The 11673-nt window shown below is 71.2% G+C and carries 9 protein-coding genes; 7 read left to right on the plus strand and 2 right to left on the minus strand.

What is annotated here, in order from left to right; genetic code table 11:
• Nucleotides 1-3: 3 nt before the first annotated feature.
• On the minus strand, nt 4-387 hold the full coding sequence (locus QPJ90_RS13230) for a VOC family protein (RefSeq protein ID WP_290131649.1): 384 nt from the start codon (nt 385-387) through the stop codon (nt 4-6).
• A 62-nt stretch (nt 388-449) separates the two neighbouring features.
• On the minus strand, nt 450-818 hold the full coding sequence (locus QPJ90_RS13235; RefSeq protein WP_058724714.1) for a hotdog fold thioesterase: 369 nt from the start codon (nt 816-818) through the stop codon (nt 450-452).
• A gap of 101 nt (nt 819-919) precedes the next feature.
• Here QPJ90_RS13235 and polA point away from each other — a divergent pair, with 101 nt between their 5' ends.
• The 7 genes from polA (at nt 920) to QPJ90_RS13270 (ending at nt 11646) form a co-directional block, all read left to right on the plus strand.
• Nucleotides 920-3589 (plus strand): DNA polymerase I, encoded by a 2670-nt coding sequence (gene polA, locus QPJ90_RS13240; protein WP_290131650.1) that lies wholly within the window; start codon nt 920-922, stop codon nt 3587-3589.
• A 123-nt stretch (nt 3590-3712) separates the two neighbouring features.
• Nucleotides 3713-5392 carry a DUF885 domain-containing protein gene (locus tag QPJ90_RS13245; protein ID WP_290131651.1) on the plus strand — a complete coding sequence of 560 codons (1680 nt, stop codon included), beginning with the start codon at nt 3713-3715 and terminating at the stop codon, nt 5390-5392.
• 243 nt (nt 5393-5635) lie between these two features.
• Nucleotides 5636-7099, plus strand: a complete 1464-nt coding sequence (gene rpsA / locus QPJ90_RS13250; RefSeq protein WP_290131652.1) for a 30S ribosomal protein S1 — start codon at nt 5636-5638, stop codon at nt 7097-7099.
• A gap of 96 nt (nt 7100-7195) precedes the next feature.
• Nucleotides 7196-7798 carry a dephospho-CoA kinase gene (coaE, locus tag QPJ90_RS13255; protein WP_290131653.1) on the plus strand — a complete coding sequence of 201 codons (603 nt, stop codon included), beginning with the start codon at nt 7196-7198 and terminating at the stop codon, nt 7796-7798.
• Entirely contained in the window at nt 7795-8922 is a 1128-nt protein-coding gene (locus QPJ90_RS13260) for a hypothetical protein (protein WP_290131654.1), read from the plus strand. Before coaE ends, QPJ90_RS13260 begins: the two co-directional genes overlap by 4 nt.
• 22 nt (nt 8923-8944) lie before the next feature.
• On the plus strand, nt 8945-10441 hold the full coding sequence (locus QPJ90_RS13265) for a class I adenylate-forming enzyme family protein (protein WP_290131655.1): 1497 nt from the start codon (nt 8945-8947) through the stop codon (nt 10439-10441).
• Entirely contained in the window at nt 10438-11646 is a 1209-nt protein-coding gene (locus QPJ90_RS13270) for an acyltransferase (protein ID WP_290131656.1), read from the plus strand. The genes QPJ90_RS13265 and QPJ90_RS13270 overlap by 4 nt, the downstream gene beginning before the upstream one ends.
• The last annotated feature ends 27 nt before the right edge of the window (nt 11647-11673 follow it).

Below are 11673 nucleotides of genomic sequence, written 5' to 3' on the forward strand. Positions count from 1 at the left end.
CGGTCAGGGCCGCGGCGGGAGCTGCTGCAGCGTCCAGGCGTTGCCGTCGGGGTCGCGGAAGAAGACGAAGCGGCCCCAGGCGAGCTCGTCGACCCCGATCGCGTCGACGCCGAGGTCCTGCAGGTGGGCGAGGGCCTCGTCGGCGTCCGGGACGACGACCTGGACCGACTTCAGCGACCCGGGCGGCACGTCCGGCGACATGATCCCCTCGCCGAACGCGATCGAGCAGGCCGAGCCGGGCGGTGTCGCCTGCACGAACCGGACGTCGTCGGAGACGCGTTGGTCGTGGTCGATGACGAACCCGATGCGCTCGTAGAACTCCCGGGCACGGTCGACGTCGCTGACCGGGACCATGATGAGTTCGATCTTCCAGTCGGTCGCGGGCATGGTCACTCCTTCGTGGGTGCCCGGCGGTCGCGGTGCGGCGGGGGTCGCTCCGGTCCGGCGCGTCAGCGGGCGTCGCGGATCATGTTGGTGATGCGCACGGTGGAGCAGCGCCGCCCCTGGTCGTCGGTGAGGACGATCTCGTGCGTGGTGAGGGTGTTGCCGAGGTGGATCGCGGTGCAGGTCCCGGTGACGGTGCCGCTCGTGGCGCTGCGGGAGTGCGAGGCGTTGAGCTCGATGCCGACGGCGTAGCGGCCGGGGCCGGCGTGGACGTTCGCCGCCATCGAACCGAGGCTCTCGGCGAGGACGACGTACGCGCCACCGTGCAGCAGGCCGACGGGCTGGCGGTTGCCCTCCACCGGGATCGTGCCGACCGCGCGCTCGGCCGTGAGCTCGGTGATGACCATGCCCATCTTCTCGGCGAGCTCGCCCATTCCGCGCTCGGCCAGGCGGTCGTCGACCGCGGTGGTGGTGGTCGCTTCGTCGGTCACGCGCGCAGGACTCCCGTGTCGGATGGCGTCGGTAGGCTGTCCGGGTGTCGGACTCCGCAAAGCCTACCCTCATGGTCATCGACGGCCACTCCCTCGCGTTCCGGGCGTTCTACGCGCTCCCGGTCGACAGTTTCGTGAACCGCGAGGGGCAGCACACGAACGCCATCCACGGCTTCATCTCGATGCTGCTCATGCTCCTGCAGCGCGAGAAGCCGACCCACCTCGCGGTCGCGTTCGACATCTCCCGGTTCTCGTTCCGCACCCGTGAGTACGAGGACTACAAGGGCACCCGCTCCGAGACCCCGCCTGAGTTCAAGGGCCAGATCCCGCTCCTGCAGCAGGCGCTCGAGGCCATGGGCATCACGACGGTCACGAAGGAGGACTACGAGGCCGACGACATCCTCGCCACCTTCGCCCGCCAGGGGTCGGAGCAGGGCTACCAGGTCTACGTCGTCTCCGGCGACCGCGACTCCATCCAGCTCGTGAACGACGACGTCACGCTGCTGTACCCGTCCGTCCGCGGCGTCTCGGAGCTCACCCGGTACGACCGCGACAAGGTGTACGAGCGCTACGGCATCGAACCGCACCAGTACCCGGACATCGCGGCCCTCGTCGGCGAGACCAGCGACAACCTCATCGGCATCGACAAGGTCGGCGAGAAGACCGCCGTCAAGTGGATCAACCAGTACGGGTCGCTCGACGGCGTGCTCGAGCACGCCGACGAGATCAAGGGCGTCGTCGGCGGCAACCTCCGCGAGCAGAAGGACCGCGCGATCCGGAACCGCAAGCTCAACCGACTCGTGAACGACGTCGAGCTGCCGATCGGGCCGGCGGACGTCGCACTCCGCCCCCTCGACGAGCAGGCGGTCCGCGACCTCTTCGCGAAGCTCCAGTTCCGCACCCTCCTCGACCGCGTGTTCAAGGTCGCGGGCACGGGGGAGCCGTCCGAGGGCACCGCGACCGACGGCGGTGTGGCCGACGGAGCTCCGACGCCGCCGAAGGTCACGACGATCATCGACGAAGAGCTGGGCTACTGGCTCGAGCGCAAGGCGAAGGACGCTGCGAACGGCTTCGGCGTCGCGGTCGAGGTCATCGACGGCCGCCTCAGCGCGATCGGCATCGCCACGCACGACGACGCCGTGCTCGTCCCCGGCGGCAGCGGCGCGAAGGACTACGAGCAGCTCGCGGCGTGGTTCGCCTCCGACGCGCCGAAGCACTTCCACGACGCGAAGACCGCGATCAAGACGCTCGCCACGGTCGGCTTCACGGTGAACGGGCTCGCCGGCGACGCCCGCATCCTCGGGTGGTTGGCGCAGCCCGGCAAGCAGGGGCAGCCCCTCGCCGACCTCGTCTACCAGGAGCTCGGCGAGGAACTCCCCACCGCCGACCCGAACCAGCTCGTGCCCGAGACCGACCCGGTCAACGTCGGCGTCCACGCCTGGTACGTCCTCCGGGTGACGACGGCGATCCGGGCACGCCTCGACGAGTCCTCGCTGCGGGTGCTCGACGACATCGAGCTGCCGCTCGTGCACGTCCTCGCCGGCATGGAGACCACGGGCGTCGCGATCGACCGGCCCGTGCTCACGAACCTGTCGCACGAGCTCGGGGAGCGCGCTGCCGACCTCGCCCAGCAGGCCTTCGCAGAGATCGGGCACGAGGTGAACCTCGGATCGCCGAAGCAGCTCCAGGAGGTCCTGTTCACCGAGCTCGCGATGCCGAAGACCCGCAAGACCAAGACCGGGTTCTCGACCGATGCCGCCAGCCTCGCCGACCTGCAGGAGCAGCACCCGCACCCGTTCCTCGGCCTGCTGCTGCAGCACCGTGACGCGACGAAGCTCCGGCAGATCGTGGACACCCTCGACGCGGCGATCGTCGACGGCCGCATCCACACCCGGTACGAGCAGACCGGCAGCAGCACGGGCCGCATCTCCTCGACCGACCCGAACCTGCAGAACATCCCGGTGAAGACCGCCGTCGGCCGTCGGGTCCGCTCGGCGTTCGCGGTGGCCGAGCCGTACACGACGCTCATCACGGCCGACTACTCGCAGATCGAGATGCGGATCATGGCGCACCTCTCCGGCGACCCGGGGCTCATCCAGGCGTTCAACGAGGGCGAGGACCTCCACCGCTTCGTCGGCGCCCGTGTGTTCGGCGTCGAGCCGGCCGACGTGTCGCCCGAGATGCGGACGAAGGTCAAGGCGATGTCGTACGGCCTCGCCTACGGCCTGAGCGCCTTCGGCCTGTCGAAGCAGCTGCGCATCGAGCAGTCCGAGGCCCGAACGCTCATGACCGAGTACTTCGCCCGCTTCGGCGCCGTCCGCGACTACCTCCGCAACGTGGTCGAGCAGGCACGCGAAGACGGCTACACCGAGACGATCTTCGGCCGCCGCCGGCCCTTCCCGGACCTCAAGAGCCCGAACCGCGTCCTGCGCGAGAACGCCGAGCGTGCCGCACTCAACGCGCCGATCCAGGGTTCCGCCGCCGACATCATGAAGATCGCGATGCTCGGCGTCGCGGCCGACCTGCGGGACGGCGACCTCGAGTCGCACCTGCTCCTCCAGGTGCACGACGAGCTCATCCTCGAGGTCGCTCCCGGCGAGCAGGACCGCGTCGAGGAGATCCTGCGCACCCGGATGGGCGGGGCGGCCGAGTTGAGCGTCCCGCTCGACGTCTCGGTCGGCGTCGGCCCGAACTGGGAAGCCGCCGCGCACTGACGCCGGTGTGGTCGCGTCACCGACGTGACCACCCGGCGGACGGACGGCTCGGTGCCCGCCGGCACCGAGCCTCCCGTCGGTCCGTCTCGCGGCGGGTCGCCGCCGCTGGGTAGGGTCGATCGCATGAGCGAAGAGCGTCCTTCCCGTCAGCCCACCGCCGTCGACCGCGTCGCCGAGGACTGGGTGACCACCCTCGTCGACCTCGACCCGACCGTCGCCACCTACATCGGTGTGCCCGGGCGGACGGGGGAGTACGGGGACACCTCGCCCGCCGGTGCCGCCGCGATGGCCGAGGCCGCGGCCGCGGCGAAGCGTGCGCTCGACGCCGCCGAGGCGACCGACGACGTCGACCGGGTCACGAAGGCCGACCTCGGCGCCGAGCTCGACCTGGTCGCCGAGTCGTACGCGCGGAAGCTGCACCTCCGCGACCTCAACGTCATCGCCAGCCCCGCCCAGAACGTCCGCGAGGTCCTCGACCTCATGCCGACCGCGACCGAGTCCGACTGGCAGGACGTCGCCAGCCGTCTCGCCGCGCTCCCCGACGCCCTCGAGGGCATCCGCGAGACCCTGCTCGAGGGCACACGCGAGCAGGTGACGCCCGCGAAGCGCCAGGTCGCGCTCATCGCCGAGCAGGCCGGTCGCACGGGTGCGGAGGACGGCATGTTCCGGCAGCTCGCCGACGGAGCCGCCCTCGACGACGGTGCCGCGCTCCCGGAGTCCCTGCGCGCCGACCTCCGCCGCGGCGCCGAGGTCGCGGCGGCCGCGTACCGGTCGTTCGGGCAGTTCCTCGAGCACGAACTGCTGCCGCTCGCCACCCCGGTCGACGCCGTCGGCCGAGAGGACTACGAGCTGCACTCCCGCCGGTTCCTCGGCGCCACGGTCGACCTCGACGAGACGTACGCGTGGGGCATCGAGGAGCTCGCCCGGATGCGCGAGGAGCAGGAGCGCATCGCCGACCGCATCGAGTCCGGCGCGAGCGTCGCCCGGGCGATCGAGGTCCTCGACCAGGACCCGGCGCGGATCCTGCACGGCACCGACGCCCTGCAGCGGTGGATGCAGGAGACGAGCGACGAGTCGATCCGCGAGATGGACGGCAGGTACTTCGACATCCCGGACCCGATCAAGCGCCTCGAGTGCCGGATCGCGCCCACGCAGGAGGGCGGGATCTACTACACCGGTCCGTCCGACGACTTCTCCCGAGCCGGTCGGATGTGGTGGTCGGTGCCGCAGGGTGTGACCGAGTTCGGCACCTGGCGCGAGAAGACGACCGTCTACCACGAGGGCGTCCCCGGTCACCACCTCCAGATCAGCCAGGGCGTCTACAACCGCGGCGAGCTGAACACCTGGCGCCGTCAGCTGGCCGGGTCGTCCGGGCACGTCGAGGGCTGGGCGCTGTACGCCGAGCGCCTCATGGACCAGCTCGGCTTCCTCGACGACGACGGCGACCGCCTCGGCATGCTCGACGGTCAGCGCATGCGTGCCGCCCGCGTCGTGCTCGACATCGGCGTGCACCTGCAGAAGACGAACCCGGACGGGGGCGCCTGGACGTGGGAGTACGCGCTCGACTTCATGGGGCAGAACGTCAACATGGCACCGGAGTTCGTGCGGTTCGAGGTGGCGCGCTACTTCGGGTGGCCGGGGCAGGCGCCGTCGTACAAGGTCGGGCAGCGCGTGTGGGAGTCCATCCGCGACGAGGTCGCGGCGCGCGAGGGTGCGGCGTTCGACCTGAAGTCCTTCCACCACCGCGCGCTCGCGCTCGGCAGCATCGGGCTCGACACGCTGCGGACCGCGCTCGTCGGCTGACGACGAGACGGACTGGAGGCGCGGTGCGGGCCGGCACCGCGCCTCCAGTCCGCCCCCGGTCGCGTCCCGACGCGCGGCGACACGCCCGGTTGTGGCGCTTCCTCCGGTGCGGTTAGACTTGTGCGGCGCAATCCGCGCCAACCAATCACACCGCTGTCCGGCTCGCCCTCGTCCGAGGTGCGGACCAGAGGGTCGCTCCCTCGCCGTGCAGCCCGACTCATGTCCGTTCGGAGCAATCTCTACATGACAACCACCACGACCAAGGCTCCCAAGCAGGTCGCCATCAACGACATCGGCTCGGCTGATGACTTCCTGGCCGAGGTCGAGAAGACCCTGAAGTTCTTCAACGACGGAGACCTCATCTCCGGCACCGTCGTGAAGATCGACCGCGACGAGGTCCTCCTCGACGTCGGTTACAAGACCGAGGGTGTCATCCCCTCGCGCGAGCTCTCGATCAAGCACGACGTCGACCCCAACGAGGTCGTCGAGGTCGGTGACGAGGTCGAGGCCCTCGTCCTCCAGAAGGAGGACAAGGAAGGCCGCCTGATCCTGTCGAAGAAGCGCGCGCAGTACGAGCGTGCGTGGGGCGACGTCGAGAAGATCAAGGAGTCCGACGGCGTCGTGACCGGCACGGTCATCGAGGTCGTCAAGGGCGGTCTGATCGTCGACATCGGCCTCCGCGGCTTCCTCCCGGCCTCGCTCATCGAGCTCCGCCGTGTCCGCGACCTCACGCCGTACCTCGGTCAGGAACTCGAGGCGAAGATCCTCGAGCTCGACAAGAACCGCAACAACGTGGTCCTCTCGCGCCGCGCCCTGCTCGAGCAGACGCAGTCCGAGTCGCGCACCACGTTCCTCAACAACCTCCACAAGGGCCAGGTCCGCAAGGGCGTCGTCTCCTCGATCGTCAACTTCGGTGCGTTCGTGGACCTCGGCGGCGTCGACGGTCTCGTCCACGTCTCGGAGCTCAGCTGGAAGCACATCGAGCACGCCAGCGAGGTCGTCGAGGTCGGCCAGGAGGTCACCGTCGAGATCCTCGAGGTCGACCTGGACCGCGAGCGCGTCTCGCTGTCGCTCAAGGCGACGCAGGAGGACCCGTGGCAGGTCTTCGCCCGCACTCACGCGATCGGCCAGATCGCACCGGGCAAGGTCACGAAGCTCGTGCCGTTCGGTGCGTTCGTCCGCGTGGCCGACGGCATCGAGGGCCTCGTGCACATCTCGGAGCTGTCGAACAAGCACGTCGAGCTCGCCGAGCAGGTCGTGTCCGTCGGTGACGAGGTCTTCGTCAAGATCATCGACATCGACCTCGACCGTCGCCGCATCTCGCTCAGCCTCAAGCAGGCGAACGAGGGCGTGGACCCGGAGGGCACCGAGTTCGACCCGGCGCTCTACGGCATGCCGACCGAGTACGACGACCAGGGCAACTACAAGTACCCGGACGGCTTCGACCCGGAGACCAACGAGTGGCTCGAGGGCTTCGACACCCAGCGCACCGAGTGGGAGGCGCAGTACGCCGCCGCCCAGTCGCGCTGGGAGGCCCACAAGGCGCAGGTCGCGAAGACCATCGCCGAAGAGGCGCAGGGTGGCTTCGACCTCCCGGCCAGCGCTTCGTCGTCCTCCTCGTTCTCGGGCGAGTCGAACGGTGCGGGTACCCTCGCCGACGACGCCTCGCTCGCGGCGCTCCGCGAGAAGCTCAGCTCGACCAACTGATCGAGTCGCATCCGCGACCGGAAGCCCGGCACTCCCTCAGCAGAGGGGTGCCGGGCTTCCGGCGTTGTGCAGGACGGCGCCGTTAGCCTGGTCGGCGTGCGCATCATCGGACTCACGGGGGGCATCGCCGCCGGCAAGTCGACGGTCTCGGCCCGCTGGGCGGAACACGGGGCGGTCGTGGTCGACGCCGATCGGTTGGCCAGGCAGGCGGTCGCTCCGGGGAGCCCGGGTCTGGCGCAGGTCGCCGAACGGTTCGGTCCGAGCGTGATCGCCGCCGACGGCTCGCTCGATCGCCCGGCCCTCGGCGCGATCGTGTTCGCCGACCCGGACGCCCGGAAGGCGCTCGAGGGGATCACGCACCCGGAGGTCTGGCGGCTCGCCCAGCAGGCGTTCGACGCGGCCGCGGCCGCGGACCCCGAGGCCGTCGTCGTGTACGACGTCCCGCTGCTCGCCGAGGCCGCCGGCTCCCGGCCGATCCGGTTCGACGCGGTCGTGGTCGTCGACTCCCCGGCGGCACAGCGCATCGAACGCCTCGTCGAGCACCGCGGCATGGACCACGCGGAGGCCGAACGACGGGTCGCCGCGCAGGCGAGTGACGCCGAGCGTCTGGCCCTCGCAGACCACGTCGTGGACGCCACCGGGACGCTGGAGGACACGATCCGGTCGGCCGACGCGGTCTGGGCACGGATCGCCCGGTGAAGCACCGCGTCCTGCTCGCCGTCGCGTTCGTCCTGCTCCTGGCCATCGGGACGGGCACCGTCGTCGCGGCGAACGTCCTCGCGGCGCAGCGCCTCGCGGACGACGGACGGACGGCCGCGCAGGAACGCACACGCGGCGACGAACACGGACCGGACGGCGAGTTCCACCGCTTCCGGCTGGGGTCGATCGCGGGGGAGCGGCTCGAGCCGAACCGGGACGACTTCGCCGCCCGGACCGACCGTGACGGCCCGCTGCTGCTCTTCCTCCCGGCGACCCGCGCGAAGCCGGCGCAGTACCAGCGGTTCCTCGCGACCGCGCTCGGCGACGGCTACCACGTGCTCGGGCTCGACTACTGGAACCTGGGCAAGACGCTCTCGGGTACGTGCGAGGCCGACGCACGGTGCTACGGCCAGGTGCAGCGGAACCGGTTCGACGGGAGCCGTCCATCGCGGTTCAGCCAGGTCACGCCGGCCGGGTCGATCGTGTCCCGGTTCCGCAACGCGATCGAGTACCTCGACGACCACGACCCGGACGGCGGGTGGGGCCGGTTCGTCGACGCTCGCGAGGGCATCGACTGGTCGGACATCGTCGTCGCCGGGCACTCCCAGGGCGGCGGCGAGGCGGCGTACATCGCCCACGTCCGGTCCGTCCGGGGCTCGCTCATGTTCTCGTCCCCGGTCGAGTCGCTCGGCGCGGTGCACGCGGCGTGGATGGACCGCCCGGGTCGGACGCCCGTCGCCCGGATGTACGCGATCGACGACGTCCGTGACGAGTTCGGGCCGCGGATCCGTGGCTCGTGGACCGCGCTCGGGCTGACCGGGTCGTCCGGGCCGTTCCGCACCGACACCGCGCCGCCGCTGGCCGGCGCGGACCCGCACGCCATCCTCACCGACCTCGGCCTCGGCGACCCCGGGCAGTCGCACTCGCGGATCATCAAGGACGACACTCCGCTCGCGTCCGACGGGACGCCCGTGATGCTGCCGCTCTGGCAGTGGCTGCTGCACCGGTTCGCGAACACACCCGGCGAGACCGCCGGGTCCGCAGCGTCCGGCAGTCCCGCGGTGCCCGGCTCCGGCGCGAGCACTGCGCCGGTGGAGGCCTCGCGTTCCTCGGACCGGTCATAGGGTCTCGCAATACGCTCAGGTCGTGCAGCCAGCAGCAGAACTCCCCGACCTGCGCGCCCTGATCGCCCGACGCGCCACCGAGGGCGGTGACCGCGCGTACCTCGAGGACGCGCGCTCCGACCGTGCCCTCACCTACCCCGACCTCGACGCCGCCGTGTCCGCGTGGTCGTCCACGTTCGACGCCATCGGTGTGCCGAGCTCCGGCGCGGTGCTCGTGGACGTCGGCGACCCGCTCGCGTTCGCGGTCGTGCACCTCGCCGCGGTGGCGTCCGGTCGTCGGTCGGTCCCGGTCGACACCGGCCAGCCCGTCGGCGAGCCCGCTCGGCTCGCGGCGCTGCTCGGCGGGCCCGGCCTGGTGGTGTCCGACCGCGACGAGGACGCCACGGTCGAGGGTGCGCCGTCCTCGCGGATCGACCCGAGCACGTTCCTGCCGACGGGCGTGCGGGACGGCGACGTGCCGGCCGAGGTGGTCGACGCCCCCGGGGAGGGCTCCGTGGTGCTCTTCACCTCCGGCTCGACCGGGACCCCCAAGGGGGTCGAGCTGCCCGCGTCGCAGCTGCTGGTCGTCGCCCGCGCGGTCGCCTCGCACAACGGCCTCACCCCGGACGACCGCGGCTTCAACTCCCTCCCGCTCTTCCACGTCAACGCCGAGGTCGTCGGGTTGCTGGCGACCCTCGTCGCCGGCGGCACGCTCGTGCTCGACCGCCGCTTCCGGCGCACCGGCTTCTGGGAGCTGCTGGCCGAGCGCCGCGTGACCTGGCTCAACGCGGTGCCGGCGGTCCTCGCCGTGCTCGCGAAGACCGGCCCGCTCGACTTCCCGGAGGGACTGCGGTTCGTCCGGAGCGCCTCGGCGCCGCTGCCCGACCCCGTCCGGGACGCCCTCGGTGACGTGCCGCTCGTCGTGAGCTGGGGCATGACGGAGGGTGCGTCCCAGATCACCGCGACGCCGCTCGACGCCCCGGCCCGTCCGGGCAGCGTCGGCGTACCCGTCGGCTGCGAGGTGCAAGTCCGCCGTGAGGACGGCACCGTCGCCGGTCCCGACGAGGTCGGTGCGCTGTGGGTCCGCGGCCCGGGGATCGTCGACCACTACCTCGGCGGCCGCGGCGCGGAACGCTTCGACGCCGACCACTGGCTGAGCACGGGCGACATCGGGTCGGTGTCGTCCGACGGGTGGGTGTCCCTCGCGGGCCGCTCCGACGACGTCATCAACCGCGGTGGCGAGAAGGTCTACCCGTCCGAGGTCGAGGACGTCCTCCTCGCCGACGACCGCGTGCTCGAGGCGGTGGTCGTCGGCCGTCCCCACGAGGTGCTCGGTGCCGTCCCGGTCGCCTACGTCATCGTCCGTCCCGACGCCGAGGTCGACGCCGACGTCCTCGTCGCCGACCTGACCGCCCGCACCGAGGCCGAGCTCACCCGCTTCCGCCGACCGGTCGAGATCACCGTCGTCCCGGACCTCCCGCGGGCGCCGACAGGGAAGATCCGACGGGCCGACGTCCGGACGATGGCCGAGCAGCCGTGAGCGCAGCGCCCGCGGCCGCGCACCCGGCAGCCCCGAGTGACGCGTCGCCGACCCGCACCGCCGACGGTCGCCCGCGGCACCTGTACGAGGTCGACGTCCTCCGGATCCTGACCTTCGCGTGCGTCGTCGGCGTGCACACGACGAGCCACACCGCGGCCACCGACGACGTCGGCCAGAACGCCCTGCTCGGGTTGTTGCACTTCACCCGTCTCGTGTTCTTCTCGCTCACCGCGTTCGTGCTCGTCTACAGCTACGAGATCCGTCCACGGCCCATGGCACAGTTCTGGCCGAAGCGCTTCCTGCTGGTCGGGGTGCCGTACCTGGCGTGGTCGTTCGTGTACGTCGCGTCCTCGTGGCTGCTGAGTTCGTCGCGTCGCGGTGACGTCCCGGACCTCGTCCGGACGTACGCGGAGGGCATCGTCACGGGCGTCGCCTGGTACCACCTCTACTTCCTGCTCGTGACGATGCAGGTGTACCTTCTGCTGCCGGTCGTCGTGTGGCTCGTGCGGCGGACCCGAGGGCACCACGTCACGGTGCTCGTGGTCGCGGCGGTCGTGCAGCTCGTGGTCTTCGCCGGCTACAAGTACTTCCCGGCGAGCGACGCGTGGCTGCACGGCTACCAGAAGCAGTTCTTCTTCTCGTACGTCTTCTTCATCGTCTCGGGGGCGATCGCCGCCGACCACGCCGACGCGTTCCTCCGGTTCATCCGGGTGCACCGCCGGGGTGTGCTCTGGGGCTTCGCCGCGGTCGGGGTGGGCACGCTCGGTGTGTGGACCGTGCAGGTCCTGCTCGGCCAGTCGTTGTACGCCGCCGGGACCCCGCTGCAGCCCGTCCAGGTGGTGTGGAGCTCCGCAGTCTTCGTCGGCTTCCTGACGATCGGCGCGCGGTGGGCGGACCGCCGGCGCCCGGGGAGTCTCCTCGCCCGGGTGGTCGACTACGGTTCGGACCGCTCGTTCGGCATCTTCCTGAGCCACCCGTTCGTGATCTGGCTCCTGCTGTACGGCGACAGCTGGCTGGAGGGCCACGTCGCGAAGCCCTGGTTGACCCTCGTCACCTACGTGCTGGTGGTCGTGCTGTCCGTCGCGCTCACCGAGGCGTTCCGCTGGACCCCGCTCAGCGTGCCGCTGACGGGCCGGCCGTCGCTCGCCTCGCGCGCGCAGCGCGAGGCGAGGGCGCGGAAGCGTGCGGCGGTGGCCGCCGGCTGAGCCGGCCACGTCTCGGCCTGGAGGCTC

Origin of the sequence: Curtobacterium sp. 458, assembly GCF_030406605.1 — a bacterium.
In the GTDB taxonomy this organism is placed as follows: Bacteria; Actinomycetota; Actinomycetes; order Actinomycetales; family Microbacteriaceae; genus Curtobacterium.

Excerpts from the sequence above, each read along its gene's own strand:
- QPJ90_RS13245 (WP_290131651.1), top strand. The coding sequence starts at position 3,713 with ATGAGCGAAGAGCGTCCTTCCCGTCAGCCCACCGCCGTCGACCGCGTC.
- QPJ90_RS13235 (WP_058724714.1), bottom strand. The coding sequence starts at position 818 with ATGGGCGAGCTCGCCGAGAAGATGGGCATGGTCATCACCGAGCTCACG.
- rpsA (WP_290131652.1), top strand. The coding sequence starts at position 5,636 with ATGACAACCACCACGACCAAGGCTCCCAAGCAGGTCGCCATCAACGAC.
- QPJ90_RS13230 (WP_290131649.1), bottom strand. The coding sequence starts at position 387 with ATGCCCGCGACCGACTGGAAGATCGAACTCATCATGGTCCCGGTCAGC.